Below are 16,315 nucleotides of genomic sequence, written 5' to 3' on the forward strand. Positions count from 1 at the left end.
AAAGCATCAGCCTTTGGAAGGAGCCGTCTATTCGTGCCTAAGAAAAAAATAGCCCTCGCCGTTGCCGGTCTTGCTTTGCTTGGGATCTCCCAGATCATCCCGATCACTTCCCTGTCTGCCTCTGTCCCTGCCCCTGTCACGAATCCAGCTGCACTTGTGGACTCACCCAGACAGGAAGTCATGGCCTGGATCAATGAACAAGCAAAAGACCCGGTCACCACAGATTCCTTTCAATTCCAAACCGTCAATCTCGACGACGATGACAATATGGAAATCATCGCCAAGCATAATGGAGCCGTCCACATCGGCAGCTTCTACGTTCTGGATCGCCAAGCAGATGGCAGCTATAAACTGATCGCAGAAGAGTCCTGGAATGTACCTCGCTTTCAGCTGGACCGCTGGGACCCTACGCGATACGAAGACAATTCGGAATGGAACAGCCAGTCTGTCCAAGAGCTGGGACGCGTGGCTGGCAAACGCCTCTTTGAAACAATCAACCGAACAGGCGGCTCCGGCGTGGACATCCTCGAAGCTCATCTCTGGTACCTGCAGGACGGAAAACTCGTCGAGGCGTGGAGCGGCACACTCCAGGGAACGTCCTCCATTCCCGGCGGCCAGCTTATTCAAATAGCAGGAAGCTACCAGCTTGTCGGCGCAGATACGGAGCACCCTCAACTCTACACCTGGCAAACAACCCAGGAGCTGGACCCGGACACCGGACTTCCGCTTTCCAAAAAAGCTGAAACGACGACCGAAATTCTTTCCTGGAACAATGGCGCCTTCCAAAAAACATCGCAAAAATAGCAGCAAGCCGCTTCCTTCATCAGAAGCGGCTTGCAGCGTATCGGTCTTATTTCAGCGTTTTTTTGTTCTGCGGTGATTTCAAGGACTGCAGGCACATGTAGCACATGACGCCGAACAATATCGTAATCACCATAGAGTGGAACAGCGTCGTGTACAGATGGAGCCTGGACAAAACCAGCACACCGCCGCTTACGACCTGCACCAGGATCAAGACAAAGGACAAGATGCTTGCGCCATACAGATCACGCCTAGTCTGTTTGAAGTGGCGCATGGCGTAGATCATGATCCCCAGCAGCAAGACTGCCAGCAGCAGCGCTCCTAATCTGTGAACAAAAGCGATCCCGGTCTGACCGGAAAGCTCAGGAATCAGCTTGCCCTCGCACAAAGGCCAGTCGCTGCAGCCCAAGCTGGAGCCGGTGTGTCTCACGTATGCGCCGAGATATACTACACCGTAGGCGTAAATCGTCGCGCCCCAGATCCAATAGCGAAACTTCTGCGTCACCGGCCCCTGTACCATCCGCTCCATCTTGTCGCGTTGCAAAACAAACAGCGTCAGCAAAAAGACACCGCTGAAGGCAAGAAGCGAAAAGCCGAAGTGAAGGGCCAGCACGGGAGAGGATTGCGGCCAAATGACGGCAGAAGCGCCCAACAGCGATTCGACCACAATAAAAAACAACCCGAAGATGGCGAGACTGCGAACTTCACGATTGCCGCGGTAAGCGCGCCAGCACAGCACAGAGAAAACCACGACGATAATCCCGGCAATTCCGGTAATGAGTCGATGCGAGTATTCGATGATGGAAGCCAGTGTGTATTCCGGCACCCATTTGCCGTTGCACAAAGGCCAATCATTTCCGCATCCCAATGCAGAATCCGTTTTGGTTACCAGCGATCCGGCAACCATGACGATGAACATGACGATCGTAGAGAGAACCGCTAACGGCTTCAGCCATTTTTCCATAGTCGCTACACCCTGTTTCTGTAGAAGGTTCGAGGATCAGCATCCGCTGCCTCCAACATCTGTCCCTTCCTACGATAGTGAAACATCCCCTGCTAAGCAAGGGATGTTCAGTGAACATTTCGTGATGGTTCCGTGTCAATAATGGTAAACCATCGTACTGACAACAATGGCTACGCAGAAGATCGTCAAATACAGAATCGAGTAGCCGAACAGCTTTTTCGCCCAAGCCAAATCATCCTTGGCGTGGAAGCCCTGATAGAGCAGCACAACATAGAGCAGGCCCATGATACCCATGACGATTAGGTAGACGTATCCGACGCTGCCATGCAAAAACAGCAGCAAGGATGCCGGAAACAGCACCGAACCCCAGAGGAACATTTGCCGCTTGGTTTCGGCAAAGCCTTTGACGACAGGCAGCATTGGCAGGTTGCCTGCGCGGTATTCTTCCGTCTTCATCATCGCCAATGCGAGGAAGTGAGGCGGCTGCCACAAGAACAGGATGAGGAAGAGCAGCCAGCCGGTAAAGTCCATCGTCCCAGTCACTGCTACCCAGCCGATTACTGGCGGTACGGCACCGGAAACCCCTCCAATGACTGTATTTAAAGTCGTTACGCGCTTCAGCGGCGTATAGATCAATACGTAGAAAATATGACCAATCAGTCCCCAAACGGCTGCCAATGGATTGGCGTACACAGCCAGGATAGCCAACCCAAGAAGCAACAAGCCGATTCCGGTAATCAAAGCGTTCCGGGCGGAAATGCGCCCTGTGGCAACAGCACGATTTTTGGTCCGTTGCATTTTTTTGTCCAGATCGCGGTCATAAAAGTTGTTTAACGTACAGCCCGACATGATGACGAGCGCTGTCCCGATCATGGTCAAGATCGCAAGTTTCCAGTTTGGAAAACCAAAGGAAGCTAGCCAAAGGGCCGCAAATGTGGTCATCATGTTGGAGATGGTAATGCCCGGTTTTGTCATTTCCACATAGTCGCGCCAAGTGGCCTTTTCCACCGGTTGTGCCTGCATGGGTGTGTCGCTGTTCAGCGATTCCTGCATCGTCACTTGCTGATCCACGTTGTATACCTCCTATCAGAATCTATCTGTAAAGACGAATGTCCCCTCGTTCAAACGGCAAACTATGTTTCATTTTAGCCAATGCTCAAGAATGTAGTCAACTTGTATAGACTGCCCATTACCAGCCAAAAATCACATCGAGGACGCCGGTAGTCTCACCGCCGGGGTAAATCAAATACAGCAGCGTGTACACGGTCACTCCCGTAATCGCGGTCACCAGCCAGATGACGGATGTCCAAGGACCGATCTTTCTGTGCTTGTCATAACGTTTCTTGTACGCGTAGTTGAGTGTGACCAGCCCCATTACGCCGCCAACCGTAGCCAGGATAATGTGGAAGATCAGAAATACCTGGTAGATGACACGAATATTGTCCGGACCGCCGAAGAGCGTGTTCCCGACAAGAGCCGTGCGTGATACATATGTGATGAAGAAAATCGTAGCGCAAATCGCTGCCCATTTCATCAGCTTCATATGTCGTTCGATATTTTTTTTGGCGATCGCGTACCAGCCGAACGCTACCAGAATTCCACTGATCGCAATAAAGGATGTACTGATCGTGGGCAACAAGATGGCCATTATTCTACACCTCATCTGTTCTCTTTTTCTATCCGCTGACGCGAGCTGGCAAGCTCTCGCCGCAATGGTAGTCTATTAAAAAGGGTACCCTGTATTCATTCTCCATTATACCGTTGTTTTCGCCAATGTTCTCACATCAAATTGAACAAAGTGTTGACAAATGTGACGAAAAAAAAGGAAGAGCCGGACAATCTTGTCCTGAGCTCCTCCCATTCTAGCAGAACCTTTTTACAAACCAAAGGAAACGAATTTGGTTTCCAAATATTCATCCATCCCGAAGCGTCCGCCTTCGCGACCAATTCCGCTTTCCTTGAAGCCGCCAAACGGCGCTTGCGTCTGTGTCGGGGAGCCGTCATTGATCCCGACAATCCCGTATTCCAGCTCTTCCGCCATGCGGAAGCAGCGCTGGTTGTCGCGGGTGTAGACATAGGCTGCCAGACCGTAACGGGTGTCATTCGCCTGACGGACGACTTCTGCCTCATCCGTAAAGCGGACGATTGGCACGACTGGTCCGAACGTTTCTTCATAAGTAATTTTCATGTCAGTGGTCACATTGGAGATAACGGTTGGCTCACAGAAGAAGCCTTTGGCGTAATCGCCCTCTGTCATTCTGTTGCCGCCGAACACTACGTGAGCGCCTTTGTCTCTGGCGTCCTCAATATGCTCCAGAACCTTGTTCAAAGCGCGTTCATTGACGAGCGGTCCGATTTCGGTCTCCTTCTCGCGTCCGTCTCCCACCTTCGCCCGCTTCAGGCGCTCGACGAGCTTCTCCGTGAAGGCATCCGCCACTTCTTCGTGTACGTACAGGCGATTCGTGCAAATGCACATTTGGCCGGAGTTGCGGAACTTGCTCTCGAACAAGCCCTTTACAGCCGCATCCAGATCCGCATCTGCAAAGACGATAAACGGCGCGTGACCGCCCAGCTCCATGCTGACGCGCTTCACTTGCTTGGCTGCCCCTTCCATCAGCAGCTTGCCGACGCGGGTAGACCCGGTGAAAGCGATTTTGCTCAGCTTCGGATTGTCCAGGAACTCCCCACCGACGGATTCCGCGTTTCCGACAACCAGGTTGACGACGCCTTTGGGGAACCCGGCTTGCTCGATGAGTTCAAACAGACGCACAGCGGTTAAAGGTGTGCTCTCCGCCGGCTTGAGGACGACTGTGCAGCCCGCTGCCAGTGCCGGGGCGATTTTGCGCACCACCATGTTGATCGGGAAGTTCCAGGGAGTAATCGCCCCCACGACCCCAACAGGCTGGCGCAGGACCATGATCCGCTTGTTCGCCACGGAAGAAGGAATGGTTTCTCCGTACACGCGTTTGGCTTCCTCCGAATACCAGACAAAGTTGTCCGCAGCGCCCAGCACTTCTCCCTTTGCTTCTCCCAGAGGTTTGCCCATCTCAGCGGAAATCAGCCCTGCGAGCTCATCTCGGTTTTTTCGGACCAATTCAGCCAGCGTGCTCAAATATTTGGAACGTTCACGAGCTGTCAGGCGAGACCAGCTTTGGAAAGCTTCGTGCGCGGCATCAATCGCCTTTTTGGCTTCTCTTGCGTCACCGAACGAGACTGTGCCGACTTGCTCACATGTCGCCGGGTTGATGACCGCCAAGGTTTCCCCGCTCTCGGCAGAGACCCACTCTCCATTGATATACATTTGCTTGCTTTCTCCCATGACTTTTCGCTCCTCTCAATCTTTCAATAGATAGGTTTCAAGGCTTCAAACGGATTTTTGCAGTGTCGGCAGTACAAGATGCTGCGGCATGCTGCTGGACCGAAAAGATTTTCAATCTGTGTAAAAGGAGAATCACAATACGGGCATTTCACTTCCCACGAATCTCCCGGCTTGTAATCAAGCGGCGGCGGCGCGATGCCGAAGCTGCGCAACTTGTCCCTCGCCTCTAGCGCGATGCGATCTGAGGTCCAGGCCGGATCATAGATGAAGTCGACTTTGACTTCCTCGATTCCCTCTGCCTCCGCCAGCTTTTCTGTAATGTTCTTTTTCATGATTTCAAGGGCTGGACATCCGACAAAGGTAGGCAGCACTTCCACCTTGACGATTCCCCTATCTGCATGCACCCGATGGATCATGCCCATCTCCACCATGCTGATTACCGGAATTTCCGGGTCTTTGACTTCCTGCAGCAGCTCCCAGCATGTCGCTTCCAGTTTCTCGTCGATTTGATTCAGGTCTTGCGCCATGCCATTCACCCCTTTTACCAGCTCGCAGCCGGATCGATGCGATATACTTCGGACAAGGTAGCTACAGCCTGTTCCAGGTCGGCGGTATGCTCGCCAGCCCGCCCACGCTCTGACGCAGTTCCTGGTTCTCCCGGCCAGTTCAATCCGGCACTTTGGAAAATCTCCCTGGTTTTCGCCAGCCATTTTTGGCGCAGTATTTCTTCGCCTGCAATCAAACCGAAGCGAACGATTTGCTCCTTGCTTGGACCCAGATCGCTGAGTTCACCCGCGTCCTGCCACACCTTGGCAATCGCCGCTTCCAGTCTTTGCCGGGCATCCTTCGTGCTGTTCGCCAACTGATTCAGCCACACCTGCCAGTGCATCAGATGGTAGCGATGCTCGGTCATCATCTTGCGGCTTACCTGTGCGAGCGGCACATACGTGGATTGCTGCAACGCTTCCAGGCGGACTTGCTTGTACAGGCCGTATACATAACTGCGGACAATCGCATACGCCCAGTCATAATGAGGATTGTCGTTATACTCTCCCGTGCCATTTTTGCGCTCGACGAGAATGGCATTGCGGAAGTCCTTCGCCTCCCGAAGCTGTGCGATATCATCCGCTTTTCCAAGTCCAAGCGATTCCAGCATTTCATAAAACATGACGGCGTGACCCATCATATCCTGGGACATCGAGGAAAAGGCGACATCTTCTTCGATGTGAGGCGCCAACCCCAGCCATTCCGATCCCCGGTAAGCCAGAATGAAATCGTCATCGGCAAGCTGGAACAGGAGGTCAGCCAAGGCTTGCGCGTATTCCTGATTTTGCTTTGCTTGCTCTGCTGTTTCTATGAGTACTCTATCGGCCATGATTGCTTCCCTCCCGCTTAGCTGCCGCTCTTCGCTTTTTGCTGCTGTTCTTCATAACGCTCTTTGTGCTGACGCCATCTCGCCTGCAAATCTCCGTAGCCTTTGGTCTCCCGATAGCTCTTGTTATCGAGCCGCTCCAGAAACGGACGCTCCTCTGGAGACAGGCCATAGATATCGTCCCGTTTGACGACCCAGAGGTTAAAACAAGGCTCGCGCCGCAGAAAGTTCTCTCTCGCCATCGTCAGCGCCACTTCCTTGTTCGGCGCCAGCAGGCTGAACTGATGGACGAATGAGGATGTCACGTTTTTCTGGCTGAATACCTCATAGATGTCAAAATCCTTTTTTGCTTCTGTACCCATTTTCTTCACCTACCCTGCTTGGCGGCCAAACGACATGATCGCATCCCGCACCCATTTTGTATCTTCATAGGAAGTTTCCCGAAGGCTCAGACGGTGGGCAGAGCGCGGGCCTTGCCCTTTGACAATCAGCTTGAACGCTTCCCAATCCGGTTGTTGATAGATCCATTGGCCAGATGCCTCATCGAAGTGGATCGTTTCATCCGGCAACGTAAATCCGAGGTGGAAGATTCGCGGTACATACTTGGTCAAAAACGCCTGGCGCAGCTCTTCGTTGGTCTGCGAGCGAATCTTGTATCTCATGTTGGCGGACTGGTTGCTCGTAATCGTTCCGTTTTCTGGCGGACCGAAAAACATCAGCAAGGATGGCCACCAGCGGGTGATGGATTCCTGCAGCATTTGACGCTGAGCTTCCGTACCCTCCGCCAATTCCAGAACAATGCTCTCCCCGTGCTGTGCGTGGAATTTCTCCTCTGCACAAATGCGATGCAAAGCACGCGCATACGGTGCATAAGACGTATCGAGCGACATCGTTTGGGTAATGATTGCCGCACCGTCCACCAGCCAGCCAATCACTCCGGCGTCTGCCCATGTAGGCGCTTCCATGTGAAAGACGTTGTGGAACTTCAAACGGCCAGTAAACAAATCCTGCATCAAATCCTCGCGCGTTTTGCCCAAGGGAGCCATCAGATCCTCGGCCACGCGAAGCAAGAGCTGACCATGCCCCATCTCATCCTGCACTTTCGCCATAATCGCCAGCTTGCGGCGCAGTGTCGGCGCTTTTGGCACCCATTCCTTTTCCGGCAATGCCCCCATAATCTCGCTGATGCCGTGCATGGAGATCAGCTTGATCAGTTGGTTGCGGTAATCTGCAGGCATCCAGTCATCCGCTTCGATTTTTTCTCCTCGGTCGATGCGGGCTAAGAACGCTTCCATTTTTTCATTTTCCGTCAATTCCGAATGTTCCATTCGTGTTTGCATGGAGTAAGCCCTCCCTTTTATCTGGACTAGCTTATGTTATTTTTATAATACGTTTTTGTAACGTTATAATAACATAACGTCATACGTTTTCGCAATACTGCATTCGTGATTATTCCGATCGTCCGCCCAAAACGGCTGCTTCTCTCAGCTGATCAGCCATCCGGCGCAGCTCCTGCATGACGGCATACAACTCCTGGATGCGTGTCGACTGATGCAAGCTGTGGTTCCTCGTCTTCTCCATTTCACTGGAGACCACACCTACCAAATCATTCATTTCATCAAGGATGCGAAATATGTCTTTGGCTGATGTCGAAGTGGTGTTTGAAAGCTTGCGTATCTCCTCCGCCACGACGGAAAAGCCTCGACCTGCTGCCCCCGCCCGCGCCGCCTCCAGAACGGCATTGAGCCCGAGCACATTGGAGCGGGAGGAAATATCCCGAATCAATTGGCTGATCTGCGAGGTTTCAGCTATTTTTCTTTCCATTTGAATCGCGGCGTCACTCAAGGTGAGGCTGGCAGAAGACAGCTCGTCCGCTTCTTGCGCCAGACTTTCCGTATGCTGGGCAATGCCTTCCAAAGCATCCGTCAGGTTTTCCGCCAGCCCCCGCAAGCGGTCTTCCTGGTCCGTCGTCACACCAGTGGACAGGCAGCCCACCACTTGTCCGTTTTCGACGAGGGGATAGCCGACCGCGATATAGGGAATCCCGTAAACCTCCTTGCCAATTTTGCGTACGACCCGCTGATTCTCTGCTACCGCTGTGGCGTTAATGCTGCCGGGGCGCAGCGGATCTCCCACCCGAATCCCCAGATTCAAGCCTCTGGTCGGATAATAGGCCAGGAACTTCTCCCTGTCTGTCACCCCGATCATGCAATCAAACAGAAAAGCTTTTTGCAAAATCGGGGCTACCATAAGCACACTGTTAAGCAGCTTGGACACCATGCATACCTCCTGACGATTTGACGAAAACGGCTATTCCCCTCGCACGTCTTCCATGCGAAAGGAACAGCCATCTGACGTTCTTCCAAGAGTTGGTAAGGCCTTACTTCAAAAGCTGAAACTTGCCGTCTTTCACTTCCACCATAATCATGCTGTCTTCCGTCAAGCCGTTATGGTCTTCAGCCGAGAATTTGAACTCACCGGTTACTCCTACATAATTTACCTTTTCCAATACTTCTCCCAACTTGGAAGCATCGCCGCCCGCTTGCTTCAGGCCTTCAACCAGCAGATTCAGACCATCGTAGCCATAGCCGGCAAAACCGTCCGGCTCCGCATTGTACGCTGCTTTGTAGCCGTCAACGAATTTTTTGATAATGGCAGCCTGCGGATCGTTGGCATCTACCTGATCCGGCACCAGCAATTTGCCCGCTACCATCAGCACTCCTTCACCCGAGTCGCCAACCAGCTCCAGGAACTTGCTGTTCGCCGAACCATGGCTGCTGATGATCGGAATGCCCAGGTTGAGCTGCTTCGCTTCTTTTACAATGGTAGCTGGCGCTGGGTTGGTCCCTGCTACGATCAACACCTGTGCGTCCGTTCCTTTGATCTTCGTCAATTGCGAGCTCATCGAAGGATCTTTGGTGCCGTATTTTTCTTCTGCTACAATCGTAATGCCGTATTCAGGAGCGTATTTTTGGATCTGCTGCGTCCAACCGCTGCCGTACGGGTTGCTGTCATTCAATGTAGCTATCTTGGTGATGCCTTTTTCTTGCAGGTATTTGAAAATGCGTTTGGTTCCGTGCACATCGGTGTGCGGTGTTTTGAAAATGCCTGCCCGAACCGGATTGGTCACCTGATCAGCCGCTGCCATCGAGATCATCGGGAGCTTTTCGGCAGCCGCGAACTCAGCCATCCCAAGCGATGGACCGCTTCCGGAGGAGCCCAGAACCGCTACGATCTTGTCTTTGGATACCAGCTTCTTGATCGCTTTCACAGCTTCTGTATTGTCTGATTTGTCGTCTTCAAAGATGATTTCGACCGGACGGCCATCGACGCCGCCTGCTTCGTTGATTTCTTTGAGCAACAATTCCACCGCCTGCTTTTCTGGCACGCCGAGCGGACTGTTGGCACCTGTCAGGGAGAAAATTGCGCCCACCTTGATCGGCTCTTTGGAAGACTCCGCGGCTGGCTGAGCTTGTCCTGCCGGCTGTTCTCCACCTGTGCTGCCGCCTCCGTTTGTCCCCGTTGTTTGCGCTCCTCCACCACAGGCTGAAAGCATGACGAGGGAAGCGACTGCCAATGGGTACAACCACTTTTTGATCTGGCTTTTTTTCATTGTGAAACCCCCTAGAATGTTTGTGGCTTATTATGTCAAACCGCCTCGTGGGAATGTCCCAGATAAGCAGATTGCACACGTGGATCATTGCTGATTTCCTCAGCAGTTCCTTCGAGCATGACCATTCCGGTGCTAAGAACATAGGCACGGTCGGAGATGGCGAGAGCAGCCCGCGCATTTTGTTCGACCAACAGGACGGTCGTGCCCCATTGCGAACGAATTTCCTGCACAATCGCCAGAATTTCCTTGGCGATCAGAGGAGCGAGTCCTAGTGATGGCTCGTCCAGCAGCAGGAGCTTTGGTCTGGATAGCAAGGCCCTTCCGATCGCCAGCATCTGCTGCTGACCGCCGGAAAGGGTCCCGCCGAGCTGCCATTTGCGCTCTGCCAGAATCGGAAAGCGCTCGTAGACGGTTTCCATCTCTTTGGCGATTTCCTTTTTGCTCGTCTTGGGAAGCCGCACGGAGGCACCCAGCCAGAGATTGTCCTCTACGGTCAGCGTAGAGAAAATTTGTCTGCGCTCCGGTACATGCGCCATGCCGCGTCCGACGACCAGCTCGGCTGGGACCCGGGTGATCTGCTCTCCTTGAAACCAGATCTGTCCCTCCTTGGCGTCATGCAGGCCGCAGATGCAATTCAGCAAGGTCGTTTTCCCTGCACCGTTGGAGCCGAGCAGCGAGACGATCTCTCCTTCATTCACCTGTAGATTGATGCCGTGCAGGACCTCTACCGGGCCGTAGCGAGCCACGATATTATCGACCTTCAAGATCTCTTTTGCCATCTCTTCACCCCCTGCCTTCCTCTTCTTCCGTCCCCAGATAGGCGGCGATCACTTTCGGATTTTCCTGGATTTCGCGCGGTGTGCCCTCCGCGATCTTGGTGCCTTGATCCAGCACGACGATCCGATCGGCAATCGCCATGATCATGTCCATGTCGTGCTCTACCAGCAAAATGGCGGTTCCATTCGCCCGAATATCCTGAAACATCTTGCTCATCTCAGCGGTCTCCGTGTGATTCAGACCTGCAGCAGGCTCGTCCAGGAGCAATAAGGTTGGTTCCGCCACCATCGCCCGGGCGATCTCCATCAAACGCAGCTTGCCATATGGCAGACTGCCTGCCTGGGCAAAAGCCAGCGAAGCGAGTCCGACATGCTCTAGCCACATTTGCGCCTGCTCCCTTATCTTTTGCTCCTCTTTGCGGGCGCGGCCAAGATTCATTCCACAGGAAAAGAGGCTCGATTTGGTCTTGGTATGCATCCCGACCATGACATTTTCCAGTACGGTCATGTCATCGAAGGTCTGCAGATTTTGAAAGGTCCGCGTAATGCCAAGTCCTGCATACTCGTAACCTGGCACCTGCGCCAAGCCTTGATTGTTATAGCGGATTTCCCCCTCTGAAGGCGGGATGACCCCGGAGACCATGTTGAGCACTGTGCTCTTCCCTGCACCATTGGGACCGATCAAAGCCAGGATCTCTCCCTGCTTCACCTGAAAGTCGACCCGATTGACGGCTCGCACGCCGCCAAAGTCGCGTGAAAGGGCTTGTACCTCCAACAAAGCTGTCATGTTGTCGCCTTCCTTTCCATCCGCTGAAGTTCTTCCTTGGCTTTCGTCTTTTTGGCCCGCGATTTCTCATAGAGGGAGCGGATGCGCGGCACCAATCCTTCTGGCATGAACATGATGATCAGCACCAGAATGCCTCCGAATACGATAGTGTCGATGTCCCCTTGCAAGCCAGGGACGAATTCGCTCATCGCGATCAACCCTTCACTGATGAAATTGATCACCAAGGTACCGATCAAGGCCCCCCAGATACTCGTCATACCACCGACGACAACCATCGTGAGGAACTTGATCGACTCATGCAGCCCAAACGGCTGCGGGTCAAGAATCCCCATGTAGTGCGCGTACAATCCGCCGGAAATGCCCGCAAACATGCCGCTGACGACGAAGGCATTCAGCTTGAAGCGGCGTACATCGATCCCCATCGACGTTGCGGCGATCTCGCTCTTGTGAATGGCGCGAAAAGCGCGGCCGACCCTGGAGTTCAGCACATTGAGGGAGAACAGCAAGACGCAGCTGACGACGGCCCAGATCAGATAGTACATGGACAGTTCGCTGTCCCCGAAAATAGGAACCCGGGGAATGCTGATCATCCCGCTTGCGCCGCCTGTGACCGGCTCCCATTCCGTAATGCCGATCTGGACGATATAGCCGAAGGCCAGGGTAGCCATCGCGAGGTAATATCCCTGCAGCCCGGCAATAGCCCGCCCGAGAATGAAGGCGAAGAGTCCCGGTACGATTGCCGCAGCCACCAGTCCGACGAGCGGAGGCAATCCATATTTGGTGGTCAGTACAGCCGAGGTGTACGCCCCGATTCCCCAAAAAGCTGCCTGTCCAAGAGAGATTTGTCCTGCCAATCCCATCACCAGGCAAAGTCCGATCGTGACGATCGCATGAAGCCCGATGATGATGCCTACGGAGCGGTAGTACTCATCCGGCATCACGAATGGAAAGAGAATCATTAAGACGAGATAAATGCCAAAGCTTTTTCCCCATTTCTGGATAACCTGCTTCATCATAGCCCTCCTTTCCCTACGCTGCGCTCTCCAAAAATGCCGGATGGCTTAATCAGCAGCACACCGATCAACACCAGAAAGGCGATTGCGTCCTTCATGCCGGAGCTGATATAGCCTGCTCCCAGCGATTCGACGATCCCGAGCAAAAAGGCGGCAACCGCAGCTCCCAATGGATTTCCCAGTCCGCCGAGGATTGCGGCGGAGAAGCCTTTGATTCCGAGGAGCACGCCGATGTCGTAGGAGGTGACGCTGAGCGGTGCAATCACGATGCCAGCGATCGCTCCTGTCGCTCCGCTGATGCCAAAAGCCAGCATGCTCATCTTGGCAGGACTGATTCCCATCAGGCGCGCGGCCATCGGATTAATGGAACAGGCGTTGATTTTTTTGCCGAGAATGGTTTTCTCCATCAGGTACCACAGGAAAATCAGGATGACGAGAACGGAGGCGAGAATCCAGACACTTTGCTGTGCGATTGTCACCCCAGCCAGCGAGATTGGATCATTGCTTGTGATAGGCTCCAACGCAAAAGCGTCTTTGCCCCAGATCAAGCTGGCGACTCCGCGAATCAATGTAGAAATCCCTATTGTCAGAATTATCAAACTTATTGGATTAGCCTTTTTCACATAAGCAATCACATACTTCTGCATGATCACGCCAATCAGCGTAACCACCAGGATGGCCAGCAATACCGCTGCCGCATACGGAACGTTCATTCCGATCATCGCAACCGTCACCATCCCGCCCAGCATCAGAAATTCTCCCTGGGCCAGATTGATCACCTTGCTTACATTGTAGATGGTGATAAACCCGACGGCGACGATAGCGTAAATCCCGCCGCTAACCAGACCATTTGCCACGTACTGCAACAATTCTGTCATGTATGCGCCAAACCCCCTCTTGATCTCTTGCTTTTTTCCCATATGAAACGCTTACATTTAAAAAAATGGGAGTTGTACCGGCATGCAGACAAGCCCTAGACATGCTAGGGCTTGTCAGTGCGTGACCGCCTCCTATCTGGATGGCGCTGCCTCATACACATTCTCGAAAAATCGAATAGCCCCTGGATTTAAAAGTTCATAGTAGTTTTGGAACAACTGGTCCGCTTCTTTGCCCAGCCACAGCTCTGGCAGCAATTCTTGCGGCAAATCGGGATCAATGAACAAAAACTTGCGATACTGGTGGACAAGATTTGTTTTTTGTACAAAGCAGTGGCTGTCGGCGACCTCCTGGTTATGGCGGATCTTGTCGGCCAGCTCTTCGTACTCCTGGCGATAGGTATCGATGAATTCCTTGTACTTCTCATTGATCTCATCGATATTCCAGCATTTGCGCACTAGCAGCTTGGAATCGCTCCAGCCCTGGTGCTCGGCTGTGAAAATCTCCACATGGTCTTTGATCTCGTATGCCTCGGTAAGCTCCTTGACGCGATCTCCCAACGGATTGGGGCTGATCCAGGTACTGGTTGTCAGCATCCCGAATCCCATCCAGCCCAGCTCCTTGCGCAATTGGTCCCGCAAAGCGCGGCGTTCCTCTGGAATGTTGTAGCTGACAATGCACCATTTGCCGTCCCATACACCTGTATCGACCTTGTAGATCCGCTCAGCAGCCTCTTCCAAACGCTTCTTGCCGCGCCCTGATACGGAATAATAACTGCGATTTCCTACCTTTCGCGACTCTAGCCAGCCTTGGCGAAGCATCCGTGAGATGGCTGCGCGGACAGCAGGCTCAGACAATCCGAACTCGCCCATCAGCTTGGTCAAGCTGCCAATCCAGATCTCACTGCCATAATGGCGGACATATTCCCCGTAAATCGTGAACAACATCGATTGTGGCTTCACTCTATTCACCCCGTAGATCAATTCTACCTCGTCGCTGTGAAATTGTACCATAATCTCTACGAGTACGTGAATGGCTCGACTTCATATGACGTTAAATTGTATTACGTTTTGATAACGTTATTATATTAGACCATTTCATAATAGTCAATTTATTCTGTCGAAATTTCTTATTTGGTGTCTGCTTCCTCTTGAATGGCCTGAAATCTGCGACTCATGTCGTGCTTGTTGAAAATCGCCTGGGTAAAGGTTCCCACCCCTACCTTGTTGCGGGTGGTGTCCGCCGTCACCTCGCACACCACCCGTTTTTCCGTCACTTCCACACAGACGGCCCGAAACGTAACCTCCTGCCCCTCGACCGCAGGCCCGACATGCTTGATGTCAACAGCGAGTCCGCAGCCTTCCTCATGATCCTCCAGATAGGGCAAAATGACGTGTCGTCCAGCCATTTCCATGTAATAAATCATACTGACTGTCGACATGACAGGATGGACGACCTGACCATCGAAAGCAGGAAACATATCCGAAGTGACCTTCACGGTGATTTCCGCTGTCGTCCCTGGCTGCAGTCCGCTGTTCATGAGCTTCGCCTCCTCGTAACGGCTATACGCGCTCGATAATCGTCGCGATGCCCTGGCCTACGCCAATGCACATCGCCGCCAAGCCATAGCGTGCTTCCCGGCGCTCCATCTCGTAGAGCAGGGTGGTCATGATCCGCGCCCCGCTGCACCCAAGGGGATGGCCCAACGCAATGGCACCGCCGTTTACATTGACCCGGTTCTCGTCTACGCCAAGCTCGCGCACGCTGGCTACCGCCTGTGCCGCGAACGCCTCGTTGAACTCAAAGAGATCGATCTGCTCCACGGACAGACCAGCCTGCTTCAACGCCTTGCGTGTCGCCGGGACAGGTCCGATCCCCATGACGGAAGGATCGACCCCCGCTACGGCGGAAGCAATAATCCGGGCACGAGGTCGTAAGCCCAGCTCCAGTGCGGCTGTTTCCTCCATGATCAGCAGGGCGCTTGCGCCATCGTTCAGACCGCTGGAATTGCCCGCTGTCACTGTTCCGTCCTTTTGAAATGCCGGCTTCAGCTTTTGCAATTGCTCCAGAGTCGTCTGTGGACGGGCATGCTCGTCTTGCGAAAAGAGCGTTACTTCGCCTTTACGCCCACGCAGCTCCACCGGCACGATTTCCGCTTCCCATTTTCCTTCTGCAAAAGCCCGGGCGTAGTTCTGCTGACTGCGCAGCGCGAAGGCATCCTGGTCCTCGCGGCTGATCTGGTACTGCTCCGCTACCCTCTCCGCTGTCTCACCCAAGCTGATCGGCGGATACATCTCCACCATTTTTTCATTCACCAGCCGCCAGCCCAGGGTCGTGTCCACCAACTGCTGGTTGCCGCGCTGAAACGCTGTGCCGGGCTTCATCATCACCAGCGGCGCGCGCGTCATGCTCTCGGTCCCTCCTGCGATATAGACCTGGCCTGCCCCTGCTTTGATTGCATACGCGCTTTGATTGACAGCTTCCAGACCGGAGCCGCACAGCCGATTGACGGTAACGCCTGGCACCTCTACCGGGAGACCGGCAAGCAGCAGCGACATCCGCGCTACATTGCGATTATCCTCCCCCGCTTGATTGGCACAGCCCATAATCACGTCATCAATTCGCTTCGGATCGATTGGATTGCGTTCCAAAAGCTTTTGAATGACCAAGGCCCCCAAATCATCCGGGCGCACTTCTTTCAACGAGCCGCCGATCCGTCCAATCGGAGTCCGCACAGCATCGATAATGACAGGTGTGTTCATCTCCTATTCCTCCATCCCGCAGTCTGTACAGT

Annotated in this window: 18 protein-coding genes; 1 reads left to right on the forward strand and 17 read right to left on the reverse strand. The window is 53.4% G+C overall.

The window, feature by feature from the left end; genetic code table 11:
- Positions 1-33 precede the first annotated feature (33 nt).
- Positions 34-804, forward strand: coding sequence for a hypothetical protein (locus T458_RS48830; protein ID WP_023558445.1), 771 nt, complete (start codon positions 34-36; stop codon positions 802-804).
- Positions 805-850: 46 nt separating this feature from the next.
- On the opposite strand, the gene T458_RS48835 is transcribed toward T458_RS48830, so the two are convergent.
- The 17 genes from T458_RS48835 to T458_RS48915 form a co-directional block, all read right to left on the reverse strand.
- A complete protein-coding gene (locus tag T458_RS48835; protein WP_023558446.1) occupies positions 851-1,765 on the reverse strand; it encodes a COX15/CtaA family protein in 915 nt (304 codons plus the stop codon).
- A 135-nt stretch (positions 1,766-1,900) separates the two neighbouring features.
- Entirely contained in the window at positions 1,901-2,836 is a 936-nt protein-coding gene (cyoE, locus tag T458_RS48840; RefSeq protein ID WP_023558447.1) for a heme o synthase, read from the reverse strand.
- Positions 2,837-2,954: 118 nt separating this feature from the next.
- Complete coding sequence (locus tag T458_RS48845) at positions 2,955-3,413, reverse strand: DUF420 domain-containing protein (protein WP_023558448.1); 459 nt, start codon at positions 3,411-3,413, stop codon at positions 2,955-2,957.
- Positions 3,414-3,641: 228 nt separating this feature from the next.
- Positions 3,642-5,084 (reverse strand): NAD-dependent succinate-semialdehyde dehydrogenase, encoded by a 1,443-nt coding sequence (locus T458_RS48850; RefSeq protein ID WP_023558449.1) that lies wholly within the window; start codon positions 5,082-5,084, stop codon positions 3,642-3,644.
- Between the two features lie 23 nt (positions 5,085-5,107).
- Entirely contained in the window at positions 5,108-5,611 is a 504-nt protein-coding gene (gene paaD / locus T458_RS48855; RefSeq protein WP_023558450.1) for a 1,2-phenylacetyl-CoA epoxidase subunit PaaD, read from the reverse strand.
- A gap of 14 nt (positions 5,612-5,625) precedes the next feature.
- Positions 5,626-6,459 carry a 1,2-phenylacetyl-CoA epoxidase subunit PaaC gene (paaC, locus tag T458_RS48860; protein WP_023558451.1) on the reverse strand — a complete coding sequence of 278 codons (834 nt, stop codon included), beginning with the start codon at positions 6,457-6,459 and terminating at the stop codon, positions 5,626-5,628.
- Positions 6,460-6,476: 17 nt separating this feature from the next.
- The gene (gene paaB / locus T458_RS48865) at positions 6,477-6,818 is read right to left on the reverse strand and encodes a 1,2-phenylacetyl-CoA epoxidase subunit PaaB (RefSeq protein ID WP_023558452.1); all 342 of its coding nucleotides are present in this window, start codon (positions 6,816-6,818) and stop codon (positions 6,477-6,479) included.
- 9 nt (positions 6,819-6,827) lie between these two features.
- Complete coding sequence (gene paaA / locus T458_RS48870; protein WP_023558453.1) at positions 6,828-7,796, reverse strand: 1,2-phenylacetyl-CoA epoxidase subunit PaaA; 969 nt, start codon at positions 7,794-7,796, stop codon at positions 6,828-6,830.
- 109 nt (positions 7,797-7,905) lie between these two features.
- Complete coding sequence (locus T458_RS48875; RefSeq protein WP_023558454.1) at positions 7,906-8,736, reverse strand: methyl-accepting chemotaxis protein; 831 nt, start codon at positions 8,734-8,736, stop codon at positions 7,906-7,908.
- Between the two features lie 100 nt (positions 8,737-8,836).
- The gene (locus T458_RS48880) at positions 8,837-10,069 is read right to left on the reverse strand and encodes an ABC transporter substrate-binding protein (RefSeq protein ID WP_023558455.1); all 1,233 of its coding nucleotides are present in this window, start codon (positions 10,067-10,069) and stop codon (positions 8,837-8,839) included.
- Between the two features lie 35 nt (positions 10,070-10,104).
- Complete coding sequence (locus T458_RS48885) at positions 10,105-10,848, reverse strand: ABC transporter ATP-binding protein (protein WP_023558456.1); 744 nt, start codon at positions 10,846-10,848, stop codon at positions 10,105-10,107.
- Between the two features lie 4 nt (positions 10,849-10,852).
- A complete protein-coding gene (locus tag T458_RS48890) occupies positions 10,853-11,632 on the reverse strand; it encodes an ABC transporter ATP-binding protein (RefSeq protein WP_023558457.1) in 780 nt (259 codons plus the stop codon).
- Entirely contained in the window at positions 11,629-12,645 is a 1,017-nt protein-coding gene (locus T458_RS48895; protein WP_023558458.1) for a branched-chain amino acid ABC transporter permease, read from the reverse strand. The genes T458_RS48890 and T458_RS48895 overlap by 4 nt, the downstream gene beginning before the upstream one ends.
- Positions 12,645-13,523 carry a branched-chain amino acid ABC transporter permease gene (locus tag T458_RS48900; RefSeq protein ID WP_023558459.1) on the reverse strand — a complete coding sequence of 293 codons (879 nt, stop codon included), beginning with the start codon at positions 13,521-13,523 and terminating at the stop codon, positions 12,645-12,647. Before T458_RS48900 ends, T458_RS48895 begins: the two co-directional genes overlap by 1 nt.
- A gap of 132 nt (positions 13,524-13,655) precedes the next feature.
- The gene (gene paaX / locus T458_RS48905; RefSeq protein ID WP_031306115.1) at positions 13,656-14,483 is read right to left on the reverse strand and encodes a phenylacetic acid degradation operon negative regulatory protein PaaX; all 828 of its coding nucleotides are present in this window, start codon (positions 14,481-14,483) and stop codon (positions 13,656-13,658) included.
- A gap of 167 nt (positions 14,484-14,650) precedes the next feature.
- Entirely contained in the window at positions 14,651-15,061 is a 411-nt protein-coding gene (locus T458_RS48910; protein ID WP_023558461.1) for a thioesterase family protein, read from the reverse strand.
- Between the two features lie 22 nt (positions 15,062-15,083).
- Positions 15,084-16,283: a thiolase family protein gene (locus tag T458_RS48915; protein WP_023558462.1), complete on the reverse strand. Its 1,200-nt coding sequence runs from the start codon at positions 16,281-16,283 to the stop codon at positions 15,084-15,086.
- Positions 16,284-16,315: the final 32 nt, after the last annotated feature.

This window comes from Brevibacillus panacihumi W25 (assembly GCF_000503775.1).
In the GTDB taxonomy this organism is placed as follows: domain Bacteria; phylum Bacillota; class Bacilli; order Brevibacillales; family Brevibacillaceae; genus Brevibacillus; species Brevibacillus panacihumi_A.